Annotated in this window: 27 protein-coding genes; 10 read left to right on the forward strand and 17 right to left on the reverse strand. The window is 64.9% G+C overall.

The features are described from left to right. Positions 1-18: 18 nt before the first annotated feature. Both KG104_RS15460 and KG104_RS15465 read left to right on the forward strand, forming a co-directional pair. Entirely contained in the window at positions 19-195 is a 177-nt protein-coding gene (locus KG104_RS15460) for a hypothetical protein (protein WP_181032219.1), read from the forward strand. 108 nt (positions 196-303) lie between these two features. Then, the gene (locus tag KG104_RS15465; RefSeq protein ID WP_207347771.1) at positions 304-858 is read left to right on the forward strand and encodes a hypothetical protein; all 555 of its coding nucleotides are present in this window, start codon (positions 304-306) and stop codon (positions 856-858) included. A 15-nt stretch (positions 859-873) separates the two neighbouring features. Here the strand turns inward: KG104_RS15465 and KG104_RS15470 are convergent, their stop codons facing one another. Genes KG104_RS15470 through KG104_RS15490 form a run of 5 tightly spaced genes read right to left on the reverse strand, consistent with a single transcriptional unit; the run spans position 874 to position 9,126 of the window. Continuing rightward, on the reverse strand, positions 874-2,106 hold the full coding sequence (locus tag KG104_RS15470; RefSeq protein WP_207347770.1) for an MFS transporter: 1,233 nt from the start codon (positions 2,104-2,106) through the stop codon (positions 874-876). Positions 2,107-2,142: 36 nt separating this feature from the next. Then, complete coding sequence (narI, locus tag KG104_RS15475) at positions 2,143-2,952, reverse strand: respiratory nitrate reductase subunit gamma (RefSeq protein WP_207347769.1); 810 nt, start codon at positions 2,950-2,952, stop codon at positions 2,143-2,145. After that, positions 2,949-3,647, reverse strand: a complete 699-nt coding sequence (narJ, locus tag KG104_RS15480) for a nitrate reductase molybdenum cofactor assembly chaperone (RefSeq protein WP_104053051.1) — start codon at positions 3,645-3,647, stop codon at positions 2,949-2,951. The genes narI and narJ overlap by 4 nt, the downstream gene beginning before the upstream one ends. Further along, entirely contained in the window at positions 3,644-5,407 is a 1,764-nt protein-coding gene (gene narH, locus KG104_RS15485) for a nitrate reductase subunit beta (protein WP_104053052.1), read from the reverse strand. Before narH ends, narJ begins: the two co-directional genes overlap by 4 nt. Beyond that, the gene (locus KG104_RS15490; RefSeq protein ID WP_207347768.1) at positions 5,407-9,126 is read right to left on the reverse strand and encodes a nitrate reductase subunit alpha; all 3,720 of its coding nucleotides are present in this window, start codon (positions 9,124-9,126) and stop codon (positions 5,407-5,409) included. The genes narH and KG104_RS15490 overlap by 1 nt, the downstream gene beginning before the upstream one ends. Positions 9,127-9,280: 154 nt before the next feature. On the opposite strand from KG104_RS15490, the gene KG104_RS15495 reads away from it, so the two are divergent. The 3 genes from KG104_RS15495 to KG104_RS15505 all read left to right on the forward strand — a co-directional run bounded on the left by KG104_RS15495 (position 9,281) and on the right by KG104_RS15505 (position 12,368). Further along, on the forward strand, positions 9,281-10,234 hold the full coding sequence (locus KG104_RS15495; RefSeq protein WP_207347767.1) for a 1,4-dihydroxy-2-naphthoyl-CoA synthase: 954 nt from the start codon (positions 9,281-9,283) through the stop codon (positions 10,232-10,234). A 9-nt stretch (positions 10,235-10,243) separates the two neighbouring features. Further along, the gene (locus tag KG104_RS15500; RefSeq protein WP_104053055.1) at positions 10,244-11,386 is read left to right on the forward strand and encodes an AMP-binding protein; all 1,143 of its coding nucleotides are present in this window, start codon (positions 10,244-10,246) and stop codon (positions 11,384-11,386) included. A 97-nt stretch (positions 11,387-11,483) separates the two neighbouring features. Further along, the gene (locus KG104_RS15505; RefSeq protein WP_207347766.1) at positions 11,484-12,368 is read left to right on the forward strand and encodes a 1,4-dihydroxy-2-naphthoate polyprenyltransferase; all 885 of its coding nucleotides are present in this window, start codon (positions 11,484-11,486) and stop codon (positions 12,366-12,368) included. Between the two features lie 29 nt (positions 12,369-12,397). Here the strand turns inward: KG104_RS15505 and KG104_RS15510 are convergent, their stop codons facing one another. Then, complete coding sequence (locus KG104_RS15510; protein WP_207347765.1) at positions 12,398-12,709, reverse strand: DUF4229 domain-containing protein; 312 nt, start codon at positions 12,707-12,709, stop codon at positions 12,398-12,400. Positions 12,710-12,828: 119 nt separating this feature from the next. Here KG104_RS15510 and KG104_RS15515 point away from each other — a divergent pair, with 119 nt between their 5' ends. Beyond that, positions 12,829-13,209, forward strand: a complete 381-nt coding sequence (locus KG104_RS15515; protein ID WP_104053057.1) for a PLD nuclease N-terminal domain-containing protein — start codon at positions 12,829-12,831, stop codon at positions 13,207-13,209. Positions 13,210-13,361: 152 nt separating this feature from the next. On the opposite strand, the gene ccsB is transcribed toward KG104_RS15515, so the two are convergent. The 5 genes from ccsB to KG104_RS15540 all read right to left on the reverse strand — a co-directional run bounded on the left by ccsB (position 13,362) and on the right by KG104_RS15540 (position 18,517). Then, positions 13,362-14,447 (reverse strand): c-type cytochrome biogenesis protein CcsB, encoded by a 1,086-nt coding sequence (gene ccsB, locus KG104_RS15520; protein ID WP_104160295.1) that lies wholly within the window; start codon positions 14,445-14,447, stop codon positions 13,362-13,364. After that, positions 14,447-16,117 (reverse strand): cytochrome c biogenesis protein ResB, encoded by a 1,671-nt coding sequence (gene resB / locus KG104_RS15525; protein ID WP_207347898.1) that lies wholly within the window; start codon positions 16,115-16,117, stop codon positions 14,447-14,449. The genes ccsB and resB overlap by 1 nt, the downstream gene beginning before the upstream one ends. A 238-nt stretch (positions 16,118-16,355) precedes the next feature. Further along, complete coding sequence (locus tag KG104_RS15530) at positions 16,356-17,156, reverse strand: cytochrome c biogenesis CcdA family protein (RefSeq protein ID WP_237685640.1); 801 nt, start codon at positions 17,154-17,156, stop codon at positions 16,356-16,358. A 5-nt stretch (positions 17,157-17,161) separates the two neighbouring features. Continuing rightward, the gene (locus KG104_RS15535) at positions 17,162-17,761 is read right to left on the reverse strand and encodes a TlpA family protein disulfide reductase (protein WP_104053701.1); all 600 of its coding nucleotides are present in this window, start codon (positions 17,759-17,761) and stop codon (positions 17,162-17,164) included. Between the two features lie 93 nt (positions 17,762-17,854). Continuing rightward, entirely contained in the window at positions 17,855-18,517 is a 663-nt protein-coding gene (locus KG104_RS15540; protein ID WP_104160294.1) for a histidine phosphatase family protein, read from the reverse strand. Between the two features lie 140 nt (positions 18,518-18,657). Here KG104_RS15540 and KG104_RS15545 point away from each other — a divergent pair, with 140 nt between their 5' ends. From KG104_RS15545 to KG104_RS15555, 3 genes are all read left to right on the forward strand, one after another. After that, positions 18,658-19,203, forward strand: coding sequence for a YceI family protein (locus KG104_RS15545; RefSeq protein ID WP_104053702.1), 546 nt, complete (start codon positions 18,658-18,660; stop codon positions 19,201-19,203). Positions 19,204-19,374: 171 nt separating this feature from the next. Next, a complete protein-coding gene (locus tag KG104_RS15550) occupies positions 19,375-20,163 on the forward strand; it encodes a hypothetical protein (RefSeq protein WP_207347764.1) in 789 nt (262 codons plus the stop codon). Positions 20,164-20,575: 412 nt separating this feature from the next. Next, a complete protein-coding gene (locus tag KG104_RS15555; RefSeq protein WP_207347763.1) occupies positions 20,576-21,082 on the forward strand; it encodes a hypothetical protein in 507 nt (168 codons plus the stop codon). 27 nt (positions 21,083-21,109) lie between these two features. On the opposite strand, the gene KG104_RS15560 is transcribed toward KG104_RS15555, so the two are convergent. Further along, complete coding sequence (locus KG104_RS15560; protein WP_104053062.1) at positions 21,110-21,817, reverse strand: redox-sensing transcriptional repressor Rex; 708 nt, start codon at positions 21,815-21,817, stop codon at positions 21,110-21,112. A 30-nt stretch (positions 21,818-21,847) separates the two neighbouring features. After that, the gene (locus tag KG104_RS15565) at positions 21,848-22,138 is read right to left on the reverse strand and encodes a glutaredoxin family protein (protein ID WP_104053063.1); all 291 of its coding nucleotides are present in this window, start codon (positions 22,136-22,138) and stop codon (positions 21,848-21,850) included. Between the two features lie 85 nt (positions 22,139-22,223). On the opposite strand from KG104_RS15565, the gene KG104_RS15570 reads away from it, so the two are divergent. Continuing rightward, positions 22,224-23,036 (forward strand): HAD family hydrolase, encoded by an 813-nt coding sequence (locus KG104_RS15570; protein ID WP_104053064.1) that lies wholly within the window; start codon positions 22,224-22,226, stop codon positions 23,034-23,036. Positions 23,037-23,122: 86 nt separating this feature from the next. On the opposite strand, the gene KG104_RS15575 is transcribed toward KG104_RS15570, so the two are convergent. From KG104_RS15575 to KG104_RS15590, 4 genes are all read right to left on the reverse strand, one after another. Then, positions 23,123-23,221 (reverse strand): 30S ribosomal protein bS22, encoded by a 99-nt coding sequence (locus KG104_RS15575; protein WP_003792170.1) that lies wholly within the window; start codon positions 23,219-23,221, stop codon positions 23,123-23,125. 147 nt (positions 23,222-23,368) lie between these two features. Continuing rightward, positions 23,369-23,581 carry a helix-turn-helix domain-containing protein gene (locus KG104_RS15580; RefSeq protein WP_104160292.1) on the reverse strand — a complete coding sequence of 71 codons (213 nt, stop codon included), beginning with the start codon at positions 23,579-23,581 and terminating at the stop codon, positions 23,369-23,371. A 181-nt stretch (positions 23,582-23,762) separates the two neighbouring features. After that, positions 23,763-25,103 carry an NADP-specific glutamate dehydrogenase gene (gene gdhA / locus KG104_RS15585; RefSeq protein WP_104160291.1) on the reverse strand — a complete coding sequence of 447 codons (1,341 nt, stop codon included), beginning with the start codon at positions 25,101-25,103 and terminating at the stop codon, positions 23,763-23,765. 82 nt (positions 25,104-25,185) lie between these two features. Then, positions 25,186-25,740 carry an ArsR/SmtB family transcription factor gene (locus tag KG104_RS15590; protein WP_207347762.1) on the reverse strand — a complete coding sequence of 185 codons (555 nt, stop codon included), beginning with the start codon at positions 25,738-25,740 and terminating at the stop codon, positions 25,186-25,188. Between the last annotated feature and the right edge of the window lie 53 nt (positions 25,741-25,793).

Raw genomic sequence — 25,793 nt, forward strand, 5'->3', positions numbered from 1 at the left:
CCTGGCGGAGAACTGGACGTGAAAACCGACCCCGCCATCGCAGGCATCGGCAACTTTCGCTGCGGCAACGGGCCGCTTGACATGAGTGTCAGCAATCCGGCCCTCGTGCGGGATATTCCGGATCTGTCGGTCACTGTGGAGACGTCCAGCGGCGCATCCTTCTGGGTACAGGCCCGGGTCCACGGCGGCGCCTAGCATTTATGAAAATGTTTCCTTTGCATGGATAAATAAATTTCCGGCACTTTTCAAAAACCCTTGATTCAACTCACCTCATTGTGTTTAGGGTCGTTGATGGGAACCTATATGAAGGAAAGCGCATCGAGAGCAGCACGTACCTCCACCACAGGGCAGCGCGGCCGCGGCAACCCCGGCCTTTGGATTGGCCGCGGCGCCCTGGCCGCAATGTTTGTTGCTGTCCTCTCCGGATGTTCCGCGGACGGGACGGCTGAAGCCGAGCCGGCCAACACCACGCCGGCGGCTGCCGCAGGTGTCTCCCCTTCCGGCCCTCTTGAGGATTCGGATGTGGCGGAACCCCTTGCACCACAGATTGAACTGGACGGTGTTTCTCCGTCCGGAGAGAGGGTTCTTTCCGAGCAGGGCGTTGGCACCGGAACCCATAAGTTTGACGGAGTGCTGGAAGCGGGACAGGTCCTGAGCCTCTCCGCGTCCTGTCCCCCCGGAGATTCAGTGTCCGTCAGCGGAGCTATGGGGCGTTATACCGTTCCCTGCAGCAGCCCCGCCTCGTCATATACTTTCGATGCTCCGGCCGACGAGGCCGTTGAAGGCGTGGAAGTCACCGTGAAAACAGCGCACGGCTCCCCCTACTGGCTCGCGGCATGGGTGCACGACGCAGAATAAGCCTCCCGCGCGCCGTCACGTGCTGGCACGCTGATCCGTCTTGCCGCCGTTGCGGACCGTGAAGGTCAGCAGGAACGCGACGGCGGCAAAGGCCGCCAGCAGCATCAGCCCCACAAAATAGCTGCGGTTCGCGGGATCGTAGGTGGCGCCCATGACCAGCGGCGGAAAATAGCCGCCCAGTCCACCGGCGGCGGCGATGATCCCGCCGACCGTGCCCACGTCCTGCGCCGGTGCTGCCCGTCCCACCCAGGCAAACACGCCCCCGGTGCCCAGCCCCAGGAACAGGGCCATCAGGATGAACGCCGTACCGTACACCCGTTCCTCCTCCGGCCGCAGCGCAACGACAATGGCCAGGACCACGGTGCCGGCCAGCGACGTCAGGGTCACCAGTTTCGGACCCACTTTGTCCGCGATCGTTCCGCCGATGGGCCGGGCGATCACGGCAGCCACCGCAAAACCCGCGGTCCGGGTTCCGGCTGCCGTCGCATCGTAGTCGTACACGTTGCCAAGGTACGTGGGCAAATAGTTGGAGAACGCCACAAAGGCCCCAAAGACCACTCCGTAGAGGAAGCACAGTTGCCAGGTCACGCGCAGGCTAAAGGCGTGGGTAATCTTCGGCAGCACCGGTTCGGTGGGTGCAGACCAGGCCGGTGACTCACGCAGAATCAGCCAGCTCAGCACCGCCATGGCAGCCACGACGACGGCGATGGTGATGTGGGTGCCCATGTAGCCGACCGCGGTGACCAGCCGGGGCGTGAAGAACGCCGAGACGGCGGTGCCCACCATGCCCGCGCCGAAGACGCCGGTGGCGAATCCTTTCCGGGTGCGTTCGTACCAGGCCGAGCAGAACGGAATGCCGATGGCGAACACCGTCCCGGCGATGCCCAGGAAAAACGCAATGACCACCAGGAACGGGAAGTTCCCCATCTGTCCCACGATGCCGGTCAGCAGCACCAGTGGCGCAGTAACACCCAGAATGACGGTGAACATGATTCTGCCGCCGTACCGGTCGGTCAGGGCCCCCACGGGAATGCGGGCCACTGATCCCACCAGGATGGGCATGGCCACCAGGATGGAGGTCTGCCCCGGTCCCAGGTCCATGTCCGCGGCGTACCGGCTGGACAACGGCCCAATGATTGTCCAGGCCCAGAACCCCACCGTGGACGCCACCGTGGCAACAATAAGGTTCTTCAGCTGCCCGGATCTCAGGTCCGCGGATGACGCCGGCGATTGCGCTGAAGCTGGCATGACGGTCTCCTCTCGTGCAGGGCTGGTGCCGGCGCATCAGTTCCGGGGTATGCCTTTGCGGTTGCGGTCCGGAGTGCCTACCGGAGCCCAGCTGCCGCGCGGAGTAGGTGACCCGGGTGCAGGCCTTTTTCCGCGGGAGCGGTAGACGATGTACGGGCGGAACAGGTATTGCAGCGGCGCGGTGAAGGCGTGAACCAGGCGGGTGAACGGCCAGAGCGCAAACAGCGCCAGTCCCCACAGGGTGTGGATCTTGAAGGAGAGCGACGCTGCGGTCATCGCGGCAATATCCGGCTGGAAAATGAAGAGAGAGCGGAACCATGGCGCCACGGTGTCCCGGTAGTTCACGATCCCGGCGTCAAAGACGGAGAAGACGGTGGTGGCCAGCCCGGCCAGGATGGCGGCCAGCAGGAAGATGTACATCACTTTGTCGTTCCGGGTGGTGGCCATAAAGACCGGCCCGGTGGTCCGCCGCCGGTAGATCAGCAGGACGATCCCCACAAGCGTGGCAAACCCGGCAATGGAGCCCACGCTGAGGGCAAAGAAGTGGTACCGGTCCTCATTGATCGCAATGGCATCCATCCAGCTCTTCGGGATGACCAGCCCCACAAAGTGGCCCACGATCACCGCCAGAATGCCAAAGTGGAACAGCGGAGAGGCAATGCGCAGCAGCCGGGATTCGTACAGCTGGGAGGAGCGGGTGGTCCAGCCGAACTGGTCATACCGGTAGCGCCAGATCGAGCCCAGAATGAGTACGGCCAGCACCACGTAGGGCAGCACGCCCCAGAGCATCACGTCACCCAAACCCACCTGCACGTTGGCCGGCGGAGGTACGTCCGCACGTATCATGGCGCGTTCCTTTCATGCACCGGCAGCAGCCGGGAACTGTAAGGTTCCAGGCCCACCGTTTCCGTGGGCGGCCCGTAGCCGGCTGTCTGCATGACCGTTTGCCGGTCCTCGGGAGAAACCCCGGGCAGGGTCGAGCAGACCAGCGCCAAAGCTCCGGAGTACGGAAGATTGTCATCGCGCAGTGCCAGCCGCAGCAGTTCCAGCGAGGGCCGGTAGCGCTGCAGCAGTTCGTAGCCGTCCGACGGGGAAACTTTGGCGGCGAATTCCAGCACCAGCGGCAGGTAGTCCGGCAGCTCGGACCCTTCCGGCAGGGCACCGTGCGCCCGGTAAACCTCCTTGAAGGCGGCAAGCGCCTCGCCCCTGCGGCGGGTGTCGCCGTCGGTCCAGTAGGTCAGGTGCAGGCTGTGCCGCTTCGACAGGTCGAATTCCTGGACATAATCCGCCTGCACCTCGGGCAGCGGTTTTACGGTCAGCCAGGAGAGCAGTTCCTCCAGCGGTTCGGCATCCGCGCCGGCTTCCGCGAGCGCCGCACGCATGGACGGCACCAGGTCCACCAGTTCCTGGTCCGGATACTCCAGCAGCAGCCCGCAGACCTGCCGGACGACGGCGCTGCGCCGGGGATTGGCGTCCTTGTAAGGTTCCGGCTCGAAGGTGCCCTTGCCGGGTTTGCCCAGAAGCTTCTCCAGCAGGCTCACCGGCCACCTCCCTGCTGGTCCGGCCCGTCACCCTCGGCTTGGTCGTAACCGGCGCCGATGCCGCTTTCGGACTGGGTACCGCCGGTGGTTCCAGGCACGCCGCGGTTGCCGTCAGCCGGAAACAGGCCCCGGGGTGAGCCCCGCCCGTCCCAGTTCAACAGGTTGACGCGGCCGCCGAGATCTCCGTTGCCGGTGGGATCGTCCCCCCGCTGGCGGGCCTGCAGAGCGGCGAAGTTTTCCACCGCCACCGGCATCGGCCGCCCGGAGGCTTCGCCGAATACACCGGTTTGTCCCATTCCGGGGCCGCCGTCCACATCCAGCGAACAGCCGATCTCCTCCAGGTTGTGGGCATCCTCCAGATGAGCACTGGGAATGACGTAACGCTCCTCATACTTGGCGACGGCCATCAGCCGGTACATGGCCACGATCTGTTCGCCGGTCATTCCGACGTCGGCGGCAATCTGTTCATCGGGGACGTCGCCGAGGGTGATGTTCCGCATGTAGGCGCGCATGGCTGCAAGCTTGCGAAGGACGCCCGTGACCAGATCCGTGTCTCCGGCCGTGAACAGTTCGGCCAGATACTCCACCGGGATCCGCAGCGCTTCGATGGCGCCGAAGAGATTGTCCGCACTTTCGCCGTCGTGCCCCTGTTCGTTCAGCACATCCACAATCGGGGACAGCGGCGGCACGTACCAGACCATGGGCATGGTGCGGTACTCAGGATGCAGCGGCAGTGCCACCCGGAAGGTCTTGGCCAGCGCGTACACCGGCGAGCGCCGGGCTGCCTCCAGCCAGTCCTCCGGAATGCCCTCCGCCCGCGCCGCGGCAAGCACCTCCGGGTCGTTGGGATCCATCATCAGATCCAGCTGGGCCTCGTACAGGTCCTTCTCATCCGGGACAGATGCCGCGGCCGTGACCCGGTCGGCGTCGTACAGGAAAATGCCGATGTACCGCAGCCTGCCCACGCAGGTCTCGGCGCACACGGTGGGCAGGCCCACCTCGATGCGCGGATAGCAGAAGGTGCACTTCTCAGCCTTTCCGGAGCGGTGGTTGAAGTACATCTTTTTGTACGGGCAGCCGGTCACGCACTGCCGCCAGCCGCGGCAGCGGTCCTGGTCCACCAGCACAATCCCGTCCTCTTCGCGTTTGTAGATCGCACCGGACGGGCAGGACGCCATGCAGGAGGGATTCAAACAGTGCTCGCAGATCCGCGGCAGGTAGAACATGAAGGTGGAGTCGAATTCCAGCTTCACCTTCTCCTCCGCCTCGCGGCGCATCTTTTCCAGCACCGGGTCGCTGAGCTGCGTGCGCGCCGAGCCGCCCAGATCGTCATCCCAGTTGGCGGACCACTCGATTTTCATGTCCTCTCCGGTGATCAGCGACTTGGGCTTCGCGACCGGAAAATCGTTGCCCGCCGGGGCGTTGATGAGGTTCTCGTAGTCGTAGGTCCACGGCTCGTAGTAATCGTCCAGCTCCGGCTGGACCGGGCTGGCGAAGATACCAAAAAGCTTGGCCAGCCGGCCGCCCGCTTTCAGTTTGAGTTTGCCGCGGCTGTTCAGTTCCCAGCCGCCCTTCCATTTCTCCTGGTCCTCGTACCGGCGCGGATACCCCTGGCCGGGGCGGGTCTCCACGTTGTTGAACCAGACGTATTCGGTGCCCGCCCGGTTGGTCCAGGCCTGTTTGCAGGTCACGGAGCAGGTATGGCAGCCAATGCACTTGTCCAGCGCCATCACCATTGCTGTTTGGGCCATGATGCGCATCAGTAAGCCACCTTCTGGGAGCGTTTGCGGACAACGGAAACAATGTCGCGCTGGTTGCCGGTGGGGCCAAGGTAGTTGAACGCCCAGGACAGCTGCGCGTAGCCGCCGATCATGTGGGTGGGCTTGACCAGGATGCGGGTCACCGAGTTGTGGATGCCGCCGCGCCGGCCGGTCGCCTCCGACTTGGGCACGTCAATGATGCGCTCCTGGGCGTGGTGGACGTAGATGACTCCGGCCGGCATCCGGCTGGACACAATGGCCCGGCCCACCAGGACCCCGTTGTTGGAGATGCACTCCACCCAGTCATTGTCATTGACCTCGATCAGCGCGGCGTCCTGCGTACTCATCCAGACTGCGGTGCCGCCCCGGGACAGTGAGAGCATCAGCAGGTTGTCCTGATACTCGGAATGAATGGACCACTTGTTGTGCGGGGTCAGGTAACGCACCGCCACGGACAGGTCGCCGCGGGTGCCCAGCTGCGGCTCTCCGAACAGCCGGTGCATGTCCAGCGGCGGCCGGTAGATCGGCAGGGCTTCGCCCATGTCCTGCATCCAGTCGTGGTCCAGGAAGAAGTGCATCCGGCCGGTCAGCGTGTGAAAGGGCTTGAGCCGTTCGATGTTGATGGTGAACGGGGCGTAGCGCCGCCCGCCGGTTTCCGAGCCGGACCATTCCGGCGACGTGATGACCGGCGTCGGCCGGTCCTGGGTGTCGCGGAAGGTGATCTTCTTGTCCTCCGCGCCCTCGGCCAGGTCAGCCAGCGGGGTGCCGGTCCGCTTCTCGAGGGTCCGGAATCCCTGCACCGCCAGTTCGCCGTTGGTGGTTCCGGAGAGCAGCAGGATGGCCTCGGCCATCCGCGCGTCGGTGTCCACCGCGGGGCGTCCCGCCGCCGCCCCGCTGTCAAAGACACCGTGCTTGCGCGCGAGGTCTTCCAGCGGCTTGGTGACGTCGTACTTCACGTACTTGGTGGTCAGGCCCAGCTTGTCCGCGAGCGGCCCCACGGCAACGAATTTCTCCCCGATGGCGGTGTAGTCGCGCTCCACTACGGCCAGGGAGGGCAGGTTCTTGCCCGGCACCGCGGGAATATCCGTGCCTTTCCAGTCCGGGGCGTGCCCGCCGGGCTGCGCAATTTCCCCCGGCGTGTCATGGGTGAGCGCCGTGGCCACCAGGTCCTTCCGCACCCCCAGATGGACCGCTGCCTGGCGCGAAAACTCCTCGGAGAGCAGCCGGAACAGGTCATAGTCCGTCTTGGCTTCCCACGGCGGCGCGATGGCGGGTGTGAAGGCGTGCACGTACGGGTGCATGTCGGTAGAGGAGAGGTCGTATTTCTCGTACCAGGTGGCGGCCGGGAACACGACGTCGGAGAGCAGCGTGGAACTGGTCATCCGGAAGTCCGCGGAGACCAGCAAATCGAGCTTTCCCTGCGGCGCCTCGTCGCGCCAGACGACGTCGGCGGGCCGGGACTCGCCGTGATCGGCGCCCATGACGTTGTTGAGGGTGCCCAGCAGGTGTTTCTGGAAATACTCCTCGCCCTTGGCCGAGGAACCCAGCAGGTTGGACCGCCACAGGACCAGGGTCCGGGGCCAGTTCTCCGGGGCATCAATATCCTCCACCGCAAACCGAAGCCTTCCGTCCTTGAGCCGGCGGGCAACCCAGGACGCTTCATCCTTTGCCTCGCCGCGGGCCACGCCCGCCGCTGCCTCATCGGCCACATCGAGCGAGTTCTTGGCGTCGAACTGCGGGAAGAACGGCATCCAGCCCATGCGGGTGGACTTGGCGATCACATCTGCGGTGTGCAGGCCGCGCAGGTGTCCCTGTGCAAGCGGCGACTGCATGGAGTCGGAGGAGTAGCCGTCGGAGCGGAACTGGTCCGTGTGCATGTACCAAAATGCGGTGCCGATCATGAACCGCGGAGGCCGGTTCCAGTCACCGGCCGAGGCCATTGCCGCCCAGCCGGTGATCGGCCGGCACTTTTCCTGGCCGACGTAGTGCGCCCAGCCGCCGCCGTTGCGGCCCTCGCAGCCGGTGAGCATGAGCATTGCCAGGATGGCCCGGTAGGTGACGTCGCCGTGATACCACTGGCAGATGCCCGCGCCGAGGATGATCATGGAGCGGCCGTTGGATTTCTCGGCGTTGGCGGCGAAATCCCGGGCGGTGCGGATCACGGCGTCGGGCTTGACGTTGGTGACCTCCTGCTGCCAGGCCGGAGTGTAGGGGGTTTCGGCGTCGTCGTATCCGGTGGCCCATTCCCCGGGCAGACCGTCCCGGCGCACACCGTACTGGGCGAGCATCAGGTCAAACACGGTGGTGACCGTCCTGCCGGCCACGGTCATGACGGGTACGCCCCGGCGCAGGACAGAGCCGATGCCGCTCGGATCGGTGAAGGCAGGCAGGTCCACCCGGCTGACTTCACCCTGCCAGGCCGGCGCATCGGCAATCGACAGCGCCGGAACCACGCCCTGCAGGTCGAGGTTCCATTTGCCGGCGTCGGCGTCGTTGTAGCGGAAACCCACTGAACCGTTGGGCACCACCGGAGTGCCGGCGTCCCGGTCCAGCAGCACCGTCTTGAAGGCGGCGTCCGCGGCACCGGATTCGGCCGGACCGAGGTCCGCAGCGGTGAGGAACTTGCCCGGCACCACGGAACCGTCGGTGCGGGTGTTGATGCTGACGAGGAAGGGAAGGTCGGTGAACTGGCGGACATAGTCCTCGAAGAACGGTACCCGCCGGTCCACGAAGTTTTCCTTGAGGATGACGTGGCCCATGGCCATGGCGAGCGCGCCGTCGGAACCGGCCTGGGCGGGCAGCCACTCATCGGCGAACTTGGTGTTGTCCGCATAGTCGGGGCTGACCGAGACCACTTTCGTGCCGCGGTAGCGTCCCTCCACCATCCAGTGGGCGTCGGGAGTGCGGGTCACCGGGATGTTGGAACCCCACATCATGAGGTAGGTGGCATCCCACCAGTCCCCGGATTCGGGCACATCCGTCTGGTCACCGAAAACCTGCGGGCTGGCCACCGGAAGGTCTGCGTACCAGTCGTAAAAACTGTTCATCACCCCGCCGATGAGATTGATGAAGCGGGCACCGGCGGCATGGGACACCATGGACATGGCCGGAATAGGCGAGAAGCCGGTGCAGCGGTCCGGACCGTAGTTCTTGACCGTGGAAACGTGGGCCGCGGCGGTCATCTCCAGGGCCTCGGCCCAGGTGGACCGGGCGAGCCCGCCCTTGCCTCGGGCCTGCTGGTAGGTGCGACGGCTTTCCGGGTCATTGACGATTCGTTCCCAGGCCAGCACCGGGTCTCCGGTGTCCTTCTTCGCCGCCCGGTACATTTCCAGCAGCACGCCGCGGATGTACGGATAGCGCACCCGGGTGGGCGAATACGTGTACCAGGAGAAGGCGGCGCCGCGCGGACAGCCCCGGGGCTCGTACTCCGGACGGTCCGGACCCACCGTGGGATAGTCCGTTTCCTGCGCTTCCCAGGTGATGATCCCGTCTTTGACGTAGACCTTCCAGGAGCAGGACCCGGTGCAGTTGACTCCGTGGGTGGAGCGCACCACCTTGTCGTGGCTCCATCGGTTCCGGTAGAAGGAATCACCCTTGCGGCCGCCCTCCCGGAACACGGCACGGCCGTCATCGGTCTCATCCCAACGGGTGAAAAACCTGCCGAGCTTGAGCATTGCTTCTGTTGCCGGGCCATCAATCCCCGGTGCGGAGCCAGCCATGAAACCACGCTAGGCCCGGAGCCGGTGGACGGGACAGCCCATCGGCAGGAAATTCATGCCGCAGAACGCAGACCGGTCCGGCGGGAGGACCTTAGGCGGTTCCTCCACGGGGTCGCGCGCAGTGGGTTTGGGATGGAGCGATAAACTCGGAACTGTGAGCACAGATCTTCCTGAACAGGTGTCCGATATTTTCGACCCGCAGCAGTGGCGTCTTGTCTCCGGGTTTGAGGACCTGCAGGACATGACCTACCACCGCCAAGTGGAGCGCTCTGCCGACGGCGGGATCGTGCGTGACCTGCCTACCGTGCGCATCGCGTTCAACCGTCCGGAGGTCCGCAACGCGTTCCGCCCGGGCACCGTGGATGAGCTCTACCGGGCCATGGACCACGCCCGGATGACCCCCGACGTTGCCACGGTGCTGCTTACGGGCAACGGCCCCTCCCCCAAGGACGGCGGCCACTCCTTCTGCTCCGGCGGTGACCAGCGGATCCGCGGCCGCGACGGCTACCGGTACGCCGAGGGCGAGACCCGGGAAACCATCGATCCCGCGCGCGCCGGCCGGCTGCACATCCTGGAAGTCCAGCGCCTGATCCGCACCATGCCCAAGGTGGTCATAGCCGTCGTCAACGGCTGGGCGGCCGGCGGCGGGCACAGCCTGCACGTGGTCTCGGACCTCACCATCGCCTCCCGCGAGCACGGGAAGTTCAAGCAGACGGATGCCACGGTGGGCAGCTTCGACGCCGGCTACGGTTCGGCGCTGCTGGCCCGGCAAATCGGCCAGAAAAAGGCCCGCGAAATCTTCTTCCTGGCCCGGGAGTACTCCGCCGAAGACATGGTGGAGATGGGCGCGGTCAACGAGGCAGTCGATCACGAGAACCTGGAGAAGGTGGCCCTGGAATACGCCGCGGACATCGCCCGGCAGTCCCCGCAGGCCATCCGCATGCTGAAGTTCGCATTCAACCTGGCTGATGACGGCCTGGCCGGCCAGCAGGTCTTCGCCGGGGAAGCCACCCGGCTGGCGTACATGACCGATGAAGCGGTGGAAGGCAAGGAAGCCTTCCTAGAGAAACGGGACCCCGACTGGTCCTCCTTCCCCTACTACTTCTAGGCCGCCGCCATGGAACTGCTGACCGTCCACACACCCGCCGGCTTTAATGCCCAGGAGCTCCTGGCTCCGCTGGCAGATGCCCTCGCCGGCGAAGGTCCAGCTGTTGCCCCCTATGCGGACCCGCACCAGACTTTCTCCGGGGAACTCCCCAACGATGACATCGCCCTGGTCATCAGCACCTCGGGGTCCACCGGAACCCCCAAGCAGACCATGCTCAGCACGGATGCCCTGGCCGCTTCCTCCATGGCCACGGCCATGGCGCTGCATGCGGACGGGCAGTGGCTGATGGCTCTGCCCGCGCACTACATCGCCGGCGTGCAGGTCTTGATCCGCTCGCTGTATGCCGGGACCCAGCCGGTGTTCATGGACACGTCCGGATCCTTTAGCGCGGCCCGCTTTACGCAGGCGGCCGAAGAGATGACGGACCGCAACCGGTTCACGTCCCTGGTGCCCACCCAGCTGCACCGGCTGCTGACCAACCCCGAGCCGGAAACGGTGCGCGTGCTGCGCCGCTTCAACGCCATCCTCCTGGGCGGGGCTCCTGCCGGCACCGGGCTCCTCGCCGACGCAGCCGCACTCGGCCTGAACGTCGTCACCACCTACGGCATGAGCGAAACCTGCGGCGGCTGCGTGTACGACGGCGTGCCGCTGCCCGGTGTCGACGTTGAGGTGGAATCCGGCGCCCTCTGGATCGCCGGGGACATCCTGGCGGACGGCTATCTGGGCCGGCCCGAACTCACCGCGGAACGCTTCCGGTTCAATTCCGGCAAACGCTGGTACCGGACCGATGACACAGGCAACGTGGAGAACGGCCGGGTCACGGTGTCCGGGCGGCTGGATGACGTCATCGTCAGCGGCGGCGTCAAGATCTCCGCCGCGTCTGTCGGCGCGGCCATCGAGCAGTTGGCCGAAGTCTCCGATGCCGTGGTCCTGGGCCTGGACAGCCCGGAATGGGGAAGCATAGTCGCTGCCGCCGTCGTCGGCTCCGTTGATCCTGAAAAGGTTCGCGACGTCGTCCGCACAACGCTGGGAAAGGCCGCGGTGCCCAAGGTGGTGCTCCTGCTGGAGGCCCTGCCGCTGCTGGCCAACGGCAAAACCGACCGGATGGGGATCCGCCAGCTGCTGGCGGCCGCCGGGCACACGCACCCCTGATGTCTGCACCGGGCCGTCGGCCCGGCGGATTTCGCGCAGCGAAGCTGCGGCAGAATAGATCCCAGAGAACCTTCACTAGAACAAGAGGATGTTGATTGTGGCTACAGCCGCGCAGTGGTTAGAAGGAGCCCGCCCCCGCACTCTGCCGATGGCGGTGGCTCCGGTCATTATCGGCACCGCCGCGGCCTATGATCTCGGTTCGTTCAAACCCCTGAATGCCGTGCTCGCCGCACTGGTGGCCATCCTGCTGCAGGTAGGCGTGAATTACGCCAATGACTACTCGGACGGCATCCGCGGCACCGACGACAACCGGGTGGGCCCGCTGCGGCTGACCGGCTCCGGCGCGGCACGGGCCAAGCAGGTCAAGTACGCGGCCTTCGCCTGCTTTGGCGCGGCGATGGTGGCCGGCCTGGTGCTGGTTATCCTGTCTTCCGCCTGGTTCCTGATCCTGGTCGGGGTGGGCTGCGTCGCAGCGGCATGGGGTTACACGGGCGGACGCAACCCCTACGGCTACATGGGACTGGGCGACGTCTTCGTGTTTGTGTTCTTTGGCCTGGTGGCGACGCTGGGTACCACGTACACGCAGGCGGGACAGATCAGCGTGCCCGCGGTGCTTGGTGCCGTCGGCACCGGACTGATCGCCATGGCGCTGCTGATGGCCAACAACGTTCGGGACATCCCCACGGACCGCGAGGCCGGAAAGCGGACCCTGGCCGTACGGCTGGGCGACGAAGCGGCCCGCATCAGCTACGTCATGATGCTCGCGGTGGCCATTTTGCTGCCGCTGTTCCTCGCCTCTGACTACCCCTGGGTTCTGCTGGTCCTGCTGCTGATCCCGGCCTGCCTGATGCCCAGCTGGCTGATGCTCAAGGGCAAGAAGCGCCGGAGCCTGATCCCGGTCCTGAAACAGACGGGGCTGATCAACCTCGGGTTCGCCCTGCTGTACAGCCTCGGCCTGATCCTCACCCGGATGCTGGCCTAGGTGTAGTAATGCCCGGGTAGGTTCCGCGCTTACTTATCCTCGCGGGGACGGCGGTCGGAGTTGATCTGCACGTCCGGGTGCGCATCCAGCAGGCTGTCCTCAGCACCGGCATCGTCACGTTCAATGCGGTTTGTGGTCCGCGGGTTGTTGCCGTGGAAGCGCTGCTGCACGGTGCGTGCCGCTTCGTCGCGCATCTCGCGGAAGAACAGGTACGTCACGCACCATGCAAGGACGGCGCCAGCAATCGCGGAGAGCACCAAGCCCAGCCCCAACCAATAGCATGCTGCAAAGAAGACGGCCACCAAACCAAGGCGGAGAGCGGTAAATTTCCAGAAAGCCACACCGCCATTCTAGTGGCTGTTCCTGTGTGCAGCTTCTTCACGGCCACGAGGGCACCCGCCGACCCGCCCGGTATGGAACTCACAGCTGAAGGTCAGCTGCGCTCCCCTACAATTGAGTCATGCCTCGCCTCGTGCTTTTCGGTGTCATCATTGTCGCCGCCGTCATTATTTACGCCATCGTCGACTGCGTCATGTCGCGTGCACAGGAGGTGCGCAGCATCTCAAAGACGGCGTGGATCTTCACGATCGTGCTGTTGCCGGTGCTCGGCGCGCTCCTGTGGTTCCTGTTTGGCCGCCCGATGAGCGGTCCGGAGCCGAAGAACCGGAAGCCGCGCCATCCCACCGCTCCCGACGACGACCCGGAGTTCCTGCGCAACCTGGCCATCCGCCGTCGGCAGCAGGAGAAGGAAGCCGAGCTCAAGCGCCGTGAGGCTGAACTCCGCGAGCGTGAGAAGCAGGCCGGAAACAAAAAGAACGACGACGAAAAGCCCACCTCGTAGCTCAGCGGCCAGCCGCCAAACCCGCTCCGGTCATCCCCGGGGCGGGTTTTTTGTTGCCCACGACGCGGACGGGACACTCGGCGGGCCAATAGAAAACCCGCCGCCCGGCGAACCGGAGGGCGGGTTTCTAGCGGCCGAAGCCGGTCAGTGCGTTAGACGCCGGAGTAGCTGTGCAGGCCGGCGAAGAAGACGTTGACGATCGTGAAGTTGAAGACCACGCAAAGGTAGCCGACGATCGAGAGCCAGGCGGCACGGGTGCCGGTCCAGCCGCGGGTGGCACGGGCATGCAGGTAGCCGGCATACACGACCCAGATCACGAAGGTCCAGACTTCCTTGGTGTCCCAGCCCCAGTACCGGCCCCAGGCCTGCTCGGCCCAGACGGACCCTGCCATGAGGGTGAAGGTCCACAGCACGAAGGCCACGGCGTTGATGCGGTAGGCGAAGTTCTCCAGGGCCTGGGCGGAGGGAACAATCCGCAGGAACGTGAGCTTGGAGGTGCCGCCGGCGCGAATCTTGGACTCGCGGTCCGCCTGCAGCAGCTGCAGGACGGACATGGCGAAGGTCAGCGTGAAGAGCGCGGAAGCAATGACGGCGACCGACACGTGAATGATGAGCCAGTAGCTTTGCAGCGCCGGAATCAGGTGGGCCACCGGCGTCGGGAAGCCAATGGTCGCAACCATCATCATGGTCAGGATCAGAGCCACCACAAAGGTGCCAAGGAAGCGCAGGTCCCGCTTGAGCAGCACCAGCAGGAACACGACGGCGACTACGAGGGCGCCGGTGGTGCAGAACTCGTACATGTTGCCCCAGGGCACCCGGTGGGCGGCGAGCCCCCGGGTAACCACGGCAGCGGTGTGGATCAGGGCGCCCAGGACGGTCAGTGCAACGCCGACGCGCGCGGTGTTCCGGCGCGCTCCGACGTAGCCCATGGAGGCATCGGCTGTCTGGGCCACGGCACCGCCGTCGGCAGCTGTACCGTCGGCATCCCAGCCGCGTACGTTGCCGTCCGCCAGATATGTGTCCGATCCGGCGCGGCCCGAGCGGGCGGATGCACCGGCATGCGCCGGTACCGGCGCCCCGGCCTTCTGCTCGGAGAGCTTGGATTCCACGGCCTGGATGGTTTTGCTGCTCTTGGCAAGATCCCAGGTGAAGGCAAGGAACGCCACCGTATAGGCGAACGCCGCCAACAGCATGAACAGCTCGCTGTACTCAGCGAGGGCGTAGTCAATGGAGGGCATTACGAGTCCTTACCTGTTTCCTTCTTCTGCGCGGCACTGCTGTCCGCTGATGCTCCGGGCTCTGCGTCCCGGTCTGTCGTGTGCTGTCCGGAGCCCGGAGCAGATGCTTCCCCCGCGCCATTGTCCTCCACTGAGCCGGTGCCCGCCAACCACTGCTTCTGCAGCAGATCGCGGACGGCAGCAGCTTCAGTGGACAGGCGCTGGTCTTCACCTCGGGCCAGGAGCCCGTATTCGACCATGATCCGCCCGTCGGCATGGGTGCCGGTGCGGACCCAAACACGTCGCCGGGCAAGGAACAGTGAAGCGGCCAGGCCCGTGAGGGAGAGGGTGGCGAAGACCAGAACCCAGATTTTCGCCGGATCGTAGTGGATGTCCAGGGCAGCGTAGCGCTTGATGCTGTCAAAGCTGATGGAACCCTTGCCCTCGGGCAGCTCATAGGTTTCCCCAACACCCAGGACAATGCCGCCGGCGTCCAGGTTGCGGCTGTTGATTTCCGTGAGGTCCTCGGTGTCCAGGACGTACACGTTGCTGGGCACGCCGTCATCCAGGCCCAGGTCGCCGTAGTACGCATTGAGGTTGAGCTGCGGATTGATCGGATCGGGGTCTCCGGAGTAGGACACGCCCTGTTCATCGAGCATGGCGGTGGGCAGGAAGAAGCCCACGAAACCGAGCTGGTCCGGCTTGGCATCCGGAGCCTTGATCACCATCAGGGACGTGTACATGCCGTCGCTGGGGACGGAGACCACGGGCCCCTGCAGGGCGATGTTGCCGTCGCCGTCGCGCACCGTGACGACCGGAGCATAGCCGTTGCCGACCAGGTAGACCCGGCTGCCGCCGATGGTCAGCGGAGCGTTGACCTTGAGCGTTTCAGTATGCTCGGCAGCATCCGGGCTTTCTTTGACCGTCATTTCGGCGGTGAAGTCCAGGGGCTGGCCGTAGTGGGTGGGCGACTCGCGGTCGAACCGGACGTTGAACTCGTCCAACGTCAGTGAGTAGGGCGCCAGCTGTTCCTCGGTGAAGCTGGTGCCCGGGGTGAACGAGTCATAGCCCACCAGGGTGTTGACGAAGGACTCCCCCTCCACCACCACCTTCTGGCCGCTGTAACCAAAGAGCCCGCCGATGGCAATGCAGATCAGCACGCCGATCAGGGCAGTGTGGAACACCAGGTTTCCAATTTCCTTCGCGAAGCCGCGTTCCGCTCCGACGGAGGGACGGTCGGTATCCAGGTCCCGGACATCCACCCGGTAGCCGCGCTTGCGCAGCAGCTGCGCGGCCTCCTTGACGGCGGCGGCAGCGGTGAGGCCCGACGACGCCGGCACAGCCAAGGTGCCGTACTCCGGCAGCCGGGACAGCCGCTTGGGGGTGCGCGGCGGCTTGGAGCGCATGGCGCGGTAGTGTGCCTTGGCGCGCGGAATGACGCAGCCGATCAGGGAGATGAACAGCAGCAGGTAAATCGCCGAGAACCAGACGGACGAGTACACGTCGAAGAGCTGCAGCCGGTCCAGCCAGGGGCCGGTGTCCGGGTTGTCCTTCAGGTACTGCGTGACGACGGCGGGGTTGGCCGGCCGCTGCGGAAACAGCGATCCGGGCACCGCGGCGACGGCCAGCAGCAGCAGCAGGAACAGTGCAGTGCGCATGCTGGTGAGCTGGGTCCAGGCCCAGCGAACCATGCCCAGCGGCCCGAGGGACGGCAGCTGGACATCTCCGGCGGAGCCTTTGCCGCCGGGGCCTTTCCGCCCGCCCTTGCCGCCGCCGGGCACGCCGGAGGCACTTGCGCCGTTGTTCTCGGCTTCGGTCAAAACTTCCGGTTCGCGCTTCAACTGGCTCTCATGGTTCTTTGAAGGGGGCTTGTGCCGGGCAGGGGCCCCGGCAGTCCTTGGTCTTTTGTCAACGGCATTGTCATCAGCATCAGATCGGCAGGGTCACACTATCCAACCAACCTTGGAGATTGTTGATCCAGATGTTCCAGACGCCTGTGATCATCAGGACACCGAGTGCGATCAGCATTCCGCCGCCGAAACGCTGCAGCGCAAGCCGGTGGCGGCGGAAGACACCCAGGGCGCCCATGCCCCGCCGGAATCCGAGAGCGATCAGCAGGAACGGCAGGCCAAGTCCGAGGCAATAGATGAACGTCAGGAACGCGCCCTTGGCGGCGGTGGCATCATCTCCGGAGAAGGACAGCAGCTGCACGGCCGAGAGTGTGGGGCCAAGGCAGGGGGCCCACCCCAGTCCGAACGTGATGCCCAGCAGCGGCGCGCCCCACAGCCCCGCCGGCGGGCGGGCGGTGATCTTCCGGTCCCGCTGGAACCAGCTCAGGCCGCCCATGAAGACGATGCCCAGGACGATGATGGCTGCGCCGAGGACCTGCGGAATCCAAGCCTGATCCGCGCCGCGCAGCCAGCCGCCCAGTTGGCCCACCCCGGCACCGATGATGACAAAGACGGCGGAAAAACCGAGCACGAACAGGCCGATTCCTACCAGCATCCGCCCGCGGCGCTGCTTCTGCAGGTCAACACCGGTCAGGCCGGTGACGTAGCCCAGGTAGCCGGGAACCAGCGGCAGAACGCACGGAGAAAGGAACGAGACGAGGCCGGCGAGGGCTGCCACCGGAATGGCCAGCAGCATGGATCCGTTCAGGATGGTTTCGGCGAAAACATTGGCGGCCGGCAGGGCGGCAGGCACACCGGCGGCGAGGGCTGAGGGAAGCATGCCGGCTAAGCTGCCAGCGCGTCGGAGATCAGGGCCTTCAAGGTGCCCTTGTCCGCCAGGCCCAGGATGCGCGCAGCCACGCGGCCTTCACGGTCCAGGACCAGCGTGGTGGGAACGGCCGACGGCGGCACGAACTGGGTCATGGCCAGCAGAATTCCGCCGTCCTTGTCCTGGAAGCTGGGATAGGGAATGCTGAACGACCGCTCAAAGGCTTCCGCAGTATTGCGTTCATCTCTGATGTTCACTCCGAAGAAGCGTGCCCCCTCGGGTTCGAACGTGTCGTGAAGTTCCACCAGATCCGGAGCTTCCTTACGGCAGGGCGCACAGGCGGCGTACCAGAAGTTCAGCACCACCACGCTGCCGGCGAATTCCGACGACGAGACGGTGGTGCCGTCAAACAGGGTGCCTTCCAGCTGCACGGGCTCGCCGCGCTGGTCAGAGGCATATTCGGTGACGGAGCCGTCACCGGCGATGTAGTTCTTGTTGTCCCCCGCTTTGGCCTGCGCTGCCAGCGGATCCTCCACCGCGCAGCCCGATGCTGCCGCCACTGCGGGCACACCGAGGGCCAGGCCGGCGCCCAGCTTCAGGAAGGAGCGGCGGCGCATGGCATCCGGCTGGGGAGTGCTCTGAGGATTCTTCAACTATTTCCAGCTTTCATCGCGGCAGGGGGGCCACTTCTACAACGCGTAGTAATTCTATTATGCTCCCGGGATGTTCGCTGCACCGGGGAGAAGGTCGGCGGACGGCTCGGCATACCGGACAGCAATGAGGGTGTCGCCGTCGAAATCCAGGGAGGTTACCGAGGTAAGGGTGCACTGGCGGTTGCGCGGATCATGCCAGAGTTTGCGGCCCTCGGCGGACAGCCGGGTGACCCAGATGGGCAGCTGGTGGCTGACCAGCACGGCTTCGGCGCGGTCCCCGCCAAGCTCGGTGGCACGCAGTCGTGCATCCGTCACGGCAGCCATGACCCGCTCCGCCTGGGCGGCATACGGTTCACCCCAGGACGGCTTGAAGGGGTTGTACATCAGCGGCCAGTATTTCGGGTTGCGCAGCCGGCTGGTGACGCCGGAGAGCCCTTCGAACTTGTTGGTTGCTTCCAGGATGCGCTCGTCGGTGGTGATGTCCAGGCCCAGGGATGCGGCGATCGGTGCGGCGGTCTCCTGCGCCCGGGTCAGCGGTGAGGCCACCAGATGAACCAGCTTGGCGCCGTCGTTCTTCTGCGCCTCAAAGTATCCGGCGACACGGCGGGCCATCTGCTGGCCCAGCTCCGACAGGTGGAACTCCGGCAGGCGTCCATAAAGGACTCCGTCAGGGTTGAAGACTTCTCCATGGCGGACGAGATGGATCGAGGCACGCGACATGTTCCTAAGTTTCGCAGAGAGAGTGCGCAGGACTAAATTCGTCACAATGCTTGAAGCTTGAACTAAACCGTGCAATAGTTGATGCAAATGCATGAACATGCAGCGGGCAGCGCCCCGATACCTACCAGCAGCAGGAGCACATCATGATCCCCAGCGGACTCACCACCGGTACCTGGACCCTCGACGGCTCGCACAGCGAGATCGGTTTCACTGTCCGCCACGCGGGCATCAGCAAGGTGCGCGGCAACTTTGACGACGTCACCGCCGTGATGGAAATCGGGCCCTCGCTTGAGGATTCCGCCATCAACGCCGTCATCCAGTCAGCTTCCTTCAACTCGAACGACGCCAACCGCGACGGCCACGTCAAGGGCGCCGACTTCTTCGACGTCGAGCAGTTCCCCGAGCTGACCTTCACCGTCACCGGCATCGAGGGCTCCGGTGAAACCTACCGGGTGTCCGGCGACCTCACGATCAAGGGCATTACCCGTCCGGTGGTCCTGGACACCGAGTTCAACGGCGTAGCCGTGGATCCCTTCGGCGCCACCCGCGCCGGCTTCTCCGGTTCCACCGTCATCAGCCGCAAGGACTTCGGCCTGACCTGGAATGCCGCTCTGGAGACCGGCGGCGTCCTTGTCGGTGACAAGGTGACCATCAGCGTTGACGCAGCCTTCGTGGCCGCAGCCTAACCAAGACATTTGATCCCGCTCCGGCGGGCCGCAGCGGACACCCCGGCCTTCGGGCCGGGGTGTCCGTCGTTTATGCCCCGGGATAGGCTGGATGGGAACCGATTACTGCTTTCCTGCCCGGTCGGTCCTTTGCAGGGAGCAGTACCCGCACCAACGAGCAAGCAGGCGGCGATGAGTACCCCACCGAATAATCCGGATCCGCAGGATCCGTTCGTTCCACCAAATCCCGGCCCGGCGGATGACCAGCCCAAATACGGACAGCGGCTGCCCCAGCAGCCCCAGTATGGGCAGGACCAGCCGTACCCTGCCTATGGCCAGCCTGGATCCGCCAATCAGCCCGGCCAGCCTTCCTCCCCGTATGGCCAGCCCTATGGACAGCAGCCGTACGGGCAGCCCTATGGCCAGCCGCAAAGCCCTTACGGCTACCAGGCACCGCAGCCCTCCGGATATGCGTATCCGGGATCAGGCGGGCCGGTTCCGGGTGCCAAGGGGCCTGCGCCCCGCGAGGTCATGACTGGCTTCTGGCTCATCATCGCGGCCGGCATCGTGACCTTCCTGTCCACGATTATCACGGTGCTCTCCACCGCCGACGATCCCCTGGCCACGCTTCCTCCCGAAGACCGCCGGGTCATGGAGGACGCCGGTGTCACCGCGGAGCTGATGCGAAGTTCGTTCGTGACGGTCGGTGTGGTGATGGCGGCGATCGCTCTGCTGATCTATGTCCTGCTTGCCGTCCTGATCCGCAAGGGCAAGAACTGGGCACGGATTGTTGCCACGGTGTTCGCGGCGATATCCGCCGTCGGGCTGCTGCTTTCCCTGGTGGCCGGAATGGCCTTCTCCTCGCCGCTGAACCTGCTGAACATGCTGGGCACATTGGCCGGAATCGCCGGCGTTTTCTTGCTGTACCGCCCTGAGTCCCAGCCATATTTCCGCAGTCAGCCGCGTTTCGGACCCTACTGACGGACCTCCAAGGCAGCCGCTGCTGAGGCGGCACGCACCAAAAAAGCCGGACCGTTTCCACGGACCGGCTTTTTTGGTGCCCGGGCCTCCCGGAGCGGGCCTGCAGTGGTCACAACAGCAGGGAAGCGGCGTAGCGTTTGATCTCCCGCTGGGATGGGCAGCCCATCCAGGCGCGGAGAGCGTATCCCTTTGGACGAAGGCGGCACCCGCGATGAGTTCCCTTCCTGCTTCCCCCGATCCACAAAAAACCCGTGTTTCCGCCCTGGGCACCAAGGTGCGAACATTGGTCACTGCACGCATCCGAACAGCGCGATCCGGCCCCAGGGAACCCGGCGGCGAGCCGGTGTCCGCTGCCCGGCCCACGGAAAAACATCCGGCGCCACCGGCACCCAGGCACAGAGAGGTGGCCGGCGTGGTGGTTCCCGATATGCCCTCTGCGGTCCCCGCTCCTGCTTTGCCTGCCCGTATTCCCTACAGCGAATGGAAGGGCCCGCGGCCGCGTGCCGTCCGGGTGGCCTATGCCCTGATTATGCTGGCCGGCTGCATCAGCCTCATCAGCGGCGTGCAGGCCAGCCGGGCGCCCGTCACCGAGATGCCGCCTCTCGTCGTCCAATTGGGAGAGCTGGGCGTTGACACCGGCGAATACGCAGCGGTTCTGCAATTCGTGACCTTGGCTGCCACGCTTGTGGTCTTCGGCCTCTACCTGCTGTTCGCCTCCATGATTCGGGAAGGACGGAACTGGGCTCGCATCGGAGGCTCGGTCCTGGTCGCCTCGGCACTGGTCTGGGCCGTCCTGAACGCGGTGGTTCCCCAAACGGTTGCGCTGCTGGTGGCCGCCCTGGGCCTGGCACTGCTGTACCGGCGGGACTGCGCCAGGTACTTCCGGCCCAGGCGGAGCCAGTATCTCGGCGAGTCCTGACCCGGAACCGCGACGGCGGCTCCACTACTACGTGGCGAGCCGGGCCCGCGCCTGCGCCGCTATATCCGAGGCCTGAGCCCGCTGGGCGTGGTAGGCCAGAATCTGAAGTTCGGTGGCCATGTCCACCTTGCGCAGCTGAACGTGATCCGGAACCTGGAGCACCACGGGCGCGAAGCTCAGGATGCTGGTAATGCCGCTTGCGATAACGCTGTCACACAATTCCTGGGCCACCTCGGCGGGAACAGCCAGCACCGCCATGTTGGCCCGCGTACGGTGAACCACGGCTTCCAAATCCTTGACGGGGCTCACCCGCAGCCAGCCAACTTCCTGTCCTACGACCATTTGATCGGCGTCAAACAGGGCCACCACTTCGAAGCCGCGCGATCCGAACCCCGGATATCCTGCCAGCGCCTTGCCGAGGTTTCCGGCGCCTATGATGGCAACCCGCCAATTGCGCGTCAGCCCCAGCGCAGCTGAGATCTGGTCGCTCAGGTAGGAGACCTCATATCCCACGCCGCGGGTTCCGTAGGAGCCCAGGTAGGACAGGTCTTTGCGCAGTTTCGGAGAGTTGACTCCCGCCGCTGCCGCCAGTTCGTCGGACGAGACGCGCTCCACACCCTCCGCCAGCAGCGCGCCCAGCGCCCGCAGGTAAATGGTGAGCCGGGCCAGGGAGGCAGGCGGAATGTGCCGGTGGACAACTGCTCCTGCCGGTGCGGGTTCCTCAGAATTGCTCACAAAGTCTCTATCCGTCGGTGGATTTCCACTCTATGCCCGGCGGGAGTCCGGACGAAGCCCGGGCCATCCCTCTTCCAGGAGCCGGCGGATCCTCGCCTCGTCCAGCTGCCAGAAGTCCCGCTGCACGCCGTCGATCATCAGCACGGGAATCTCTTCGCCGAACCGGGACGTCAGATCCGCATCGCCTTCAATGGACTGTTCGCGCCACTCAATGGACAAATCCCTGCTGATTCGTTCCAGCACCTTGCGCGCATCGGCACACAAATGGCACCCCGGGCGGGTAAGCAGGAGCAGGTCCGGAGCAGCCGGTGAAGAAGTCATACCTCTAAATTAGCCGCTCCGTCTATTTCTCCTGCCGCTTTTAGTCACGGGCCGTTAGGACCAACTTTTTGCGTAGACTCGGGGTATGCCCAGAACCACCGCAGTACGAGCCGTCGAGCCCATGGCAGCGGCGGTCAAACCTGGCGAGGCTGCCTTCTTCGACGTCGACAACACTCTGATGCGCGGAGCAAGCCTTTTCCATGTGGGGCGCAAGATGTACCAGCGCCGGGTGTTCACGCTTCGCGAAGCGTTCGGCTTTGCCCGCAAACAGCTGCGGTTTATGCTGCAGGGCGAGAATCTCAAGGATGTTCACTCAGTGCGCGACGCCGCCCTGACGCTGGCCACCGGGCTGGCAGCCTCGGACATCCGCATTCTGGGCGAAGAAGTCTATGACGAGATGATCGAATCCAAGATTTGGCCGGGAACCCGTGCTCTCACCGAGCAGCATATGAAATCCGGCCGGCCGGTCTGGCTCGTCACCGGGACCCCCGTGGAGGTGGCCTCCGTGATTGCTGACCGGCTGCACCTGACCGGGGCGCTGGGAACGGTCAGTGAAATCGACGGCGGCCTCTACACCGGACGCCTGGTGGGCGAGTTCCTCCACGGCCCCGCCAAAGCCGAAGGCGTGCGGGTGCTCGCGGAAAAGGAAAACCTCGATCTGCAGCATTGCTGGGCGTACAGCGATTCCTATAACGACGTCCCCCTGCTGAGCATCGTGGGCCACCCCGTGGCCATCAACCCCGATGCCCGGCTGCGCCGCCATGCCCGGGACCGCAACTGGCCCATCTATGACTTCCGGTCCGGCCGGCGCGCCGCAACCCTGGGGCTAAAAGGTGCCACGGTGGCGGGCGGCGCTTACGGCCTGTGGCGCGGTTTTTCCTGGGTCCGCTCCCGCTAGTCTTCCGGCCACACCCGGGGCTTTTTTGGTTAAATGACAAACCCGCCGGCCCAAGGGGCGGCGGGTTTGTCCAGGAAAGATCCTGGTTACTTCTTGTTACGACGCTGGTGGCGGGTCTTGCGAAGCAGCTTACGATGCTTCTTCTTTGCCATACGCTTGCGGCGCTTCTTAATTACTGAACCCACAGAGTCCTCACAAACTTGAAATAGTCAGACGCCGGCTCCAACGCTTCGGCACCGTTGGCACCCGCGCGTCGACACCGGCAGTTAATTGCCACGGTGTAAAACGTTCTTTAACAGGGTACCGCCTCGCCGCGGTATCCAGTGACAGCGCTACGCGGTGTCTGTTCGGCGGTCGGAGACGGCGTTTTTAAGCACCTGCTGCACCGCGGATTCAGGCACCCGGTAGGAGCGCCCAAAACGGACGGCCGGCAGCTCGCCGGAGTGCACCAGCCGGTACACGGTCATCTTGGACACACGCATGACGTCCGCGACTTCTGACACGGTCAGAAACCGAACGTCCGAGAAATTGCCCTCGTCTGCCATATGCCTTTTGTTCCTTTGCTGATGTGCAGCCACCAAGCTGCACGGCAGGTGAGTCCTCAGACGCGGATGCCTGCCAAGGGAATGCTGCCCGGTCTTCCACTCTAGTGTCTCACGTCACCCCAGTGAAGTTGGCGGGCCATCTTAGGCCTCCAAACCATCCTTTCGGCCGGAGCCTCCGGGCTTAGATCACACCCTGGGCGAGCATGGCATCGGCCACCCGGACAAAACCGTTGATGTTCGCCCCCACCACATAGTTTCCGGGTGAGCCGTACTTTTCCGCCGTCTGCGCACAGTTGTCGTGAATGTTGACCATGATCTCGGTCAGACGGCGTTCGGTGTGCTCGAAGGACCATGAATCACGGCTGGCGTTCTGCTGCATTTCCAGCGCGGAGGTGGCTACGCCGCCGGCGTTGGCAGCCTTGCCGGGGCCAAACAGCACGCCGGCTTCCTGGAAGATTTCAATGGCCTCGGGCGTGCAGGGCATGTTGGCACCCTCTGCCACCGCCAGGACTCCGGATTTCACCAGCGTCCGGGCATCGTCGGCGTTCAACTCGTTCTGCGTGGCACAGGGCAGGGCCACTGTGGCGCCGGCGTCCCAGATGGAGCCACCGGGAACATAGGTTGCTGAGCTGCCCCGGCGCTTGGCGTAGTCGGTCATCCGGCCGCGCTCCACCTCTTTCACTTCGCGCAGCAGGGGTACATCAATGCCCGATTCATCCACTACGTAACCCTGGGAATCGGAACATGCAATGACGTTTGCGCCGAGGGACTGTGCTTTGGCGATGGCGTTGATGGCCACGTTTCCGGAGCCGGAGACAATGACGCGCTGGCCGTCCAGGCTCAGGCTGCGGGTCTTGAGCATTTCCTCGACAAACAGCACCACGCCGAAGCCGGTGGCCTCGGGCCGCACCAGCGAACCGCCCCAACTGGTGCCTTTGCCGGTCAGCACGCCGGACTCGTATCGGTTCGTGATCCGCTTGTACTGGCCAAACAGGTAACCGATTTCGCGTCCACCCACACCGATGTCCCCCGCAGGGACGTCCGTGTACTCGCCAATGTGGCGGTAGAGCTCAGTCATGAAGGACTGGCAGAAGCGCATGACTTCGGCGTCCGTTTTGCCGCGCGGGTCAAAATCGGATCCGCCTTTGCCGCCGCCGATGGGCATCCCGGTCAGGGCATTCTTGAAAATCTGCTCGAAACCGAGGAACTTCACGATGCCCAGGTAGACCGAGGGATGGAACCGCAGGCCCCCCTTGAACGGGCCGAGCGCCGAGTTGAACTCCACGCGGAAACCGCGGTTGATTTGCACCTGGCCTTTGTCATCGACCCAGGGAACACGGAAAATGATCTGGCGTTCCGGTTCACAGATGCGTTCCAGGATGGCGGCGTCGCGGAACTCGGGATGCTTCCGGAGCACCGGCTCCAAACTGTCGAAAACTTCGACTACCGCCTGATGAAATTCAGTTTCGCCCGGATTGCGGCGAAAGACTTCATCCCGGACGCTGATGAGTGTTGGGTCCATGGTGTGATGCTCCTTAGCGTATTTCCTCTTCTACGCTAGCGTTTGCGCGCCGTGCCTGCGATGTGTGACGGCGAAAGAAGGGCTAGGAGCGGCGACGCCGGAACTTCGGGAACTGCCCCAGCAGGTCTGCGGCGCGTTCAGCAGCCCTGCCCACAGTGCGGCCCAGATGGGGCGCGAGGGCCGGATCCACGCCGGCAGGTGATGCCTCTGCGCTTCCGGGCTCCAGTGCGGCCGCTGAGACCGCCGCTGCGGAACGGGGATCCGGCGCCCCTGACCGGCCGGTGAACAGCGGCCTTCCCTGACGTGAGGGCGCAACTGCCGATCCCGCGGTTACGGACGCGAGCCGGGAGTCTGCCGCGGATGCCGCCGAGAACGAGGGCAGGTCAAACGCGCGCAGCCACAGCACAATCTCCTCCAGCGGAGCTGTCTGCAGCGAGTAGTAGCGCTTTTGCCCCTCGGCCCGCATGCTGACCAGCCCAGCCTCACGGAGAACCTTCAGGTGCTTCGACACAGTGGGCTGGCTGACTTCCAGCTCCTCCACGAGTGTGCCCACGGATTTGTCTCCGCTGCGCAGCGCTCCCAGCAGTTCACGGCGGGTGCCTTCCGCAATGACCGCAAAAACATCATCGATGACCATGACACCCACTTTATCCGTTCCCCGGGGAAAGCCCGGTTTTGGCCGACTCGGGC

Origin of the sequence: Arthrobacter sunyaminii (assembly GCF_018866305.1) — a bacterium.
In the GTDB taxonomy this organism is placed as follows: domain Bacteria; phylum Actinomycetota; class Actinomycetes; order Actinomycetales; family Micrococcaceae; genus Arthrobacter_B; species Arthrobacter_B sunyaminii.

Excerpts from the sequence above, each read along its gene's own strand:
- KG104_RS15530 (WP_237685640.1), bottom strand. The coding sequence starts at position 17,156 with ATGCTTCCCTCAGCCCTCGCCGCCGGTGTGCCTGCCGCCCTGCCGGCC.
- KG104_RS15490 (WP_207347768.1), bottom strand. The coding sequence starts at position 9,126 with ATGGCTGGCTCCGCACCGGGGATTGATGGCCCGGCAACAGAAGCAATG.
- KG104_RS15570 (WP_104053064.1), top strand. The coding sequence starts at position 22,224 with ATGCCCAGAACCACCGCAGTACGAGCCGTCGAGCCCATGGCAGCGGCG.
- KG104_RS15565 (WP_104053063.1), bottom strand. The coding sequence starts at position 22,138 with ATGACTTCTTCACCGGCTGCTCCGGACCTGCTCCTGCTTACCCGCCCG.
- KG104_RS15470 (WP_207347770.1), bottom strand. The coding sequence starts at position 2,106 with ATGCCAGCTTCAGCGCAATCGCCGGCGTCATCCGCGGACCTGAGATCC.
- KG104_RS15535 (WP_104053701.1), bottom strand. The coding sequence starts at position 17,761 with ATGCGCCGCCGCTCCTTCCTGAAGCTGGGCGCCGGCCTGGCCCTCGGT.
- KG104_RS15500 (WP_104053055.1), top strand. The coding sequence starts at position 10,244 with ATGGAACTGCTGACCGTCCACACACCCGCCGGCTTTAATGCCCAGGAG.
- KG104_RS15580 (WP_104160292.1), bottom strand. The coding sequence starts at position 23,581 with ATGGCAGACGAGGGCAATTTCTCGGACGTTCGGTTTCTGACCGTGTCA.
- KG104_RS15465 (WP_207347771.1), top strand. The coding sequence starts at position 304 with ATGAAGGAAAGCGCATCGAGAGCAGCACGTACCTCCACCACAGGGCAG.
- resB (WP_207347898.1), bottom strand. The coding sequence starts at position 16,117 with ATGGTTCGCTGGGCCTGGACCCAGCTCACCAGCATGCGCACTGCACTG.
- KG104_RS15540 (WP_104160294.1), bottom strand. The coding sequence starts at position 18,517 with ATGTCGCGTGCCTCGATCCATCTCGTCCGCCATGGAGAAGTCTTCAAC.
- gdhA (WP_104160291.1), bottom strand. The coding sequence starts at position 25,103 with ATGGACCCAACACTCATCAGCGTCCGGGATGAAGTCTTTCGCCGCAAT.
- KG104_RS15590 (WP_207347762.1), bottom strand. The coding sequence starts at position 25,740 with ATGGTCATCGATGATGTTTTTGCGGTCATTGCGGAAGGCACCCGCCGT.
- ccsB (WP_104160295.1), bottom strand. The coding sequence starts at position 14,447 with ATGCCCTCCATTGACTACGCCCTCGCTGAGTACAGCGAGCTGTTCATG.
- narH (WP_104053052.1), bottom strand. The coding sequence starts at position 5,407 with ATGCGCATCATGGCCCAAACAGCAATGGTGATGGCGCTGGACAAGTGC.
- narI (WP_207347769.1), bottom strand. The coding sequence starts at position 2,952 with ATGATACGTGCGGACGTACCTCCGCCGGCCAACGTGCAGGTGGGTTTG.
- KG104_RS15515 (WP_104053057.1), top strand. The coding sequence starts at position 12,829 with ATGCCTCGCCTCGTGCTTTTCGGTGTCATCATTGTCGCCGCCGTCATT.
- KG104_RS15550 (WP_207347764.1), top strand. The coding sequence starts at position 19,375 with ATGAGTACCCCACCGAATAATCCGGATCCGCAGGATCCGTTCGTTCCA.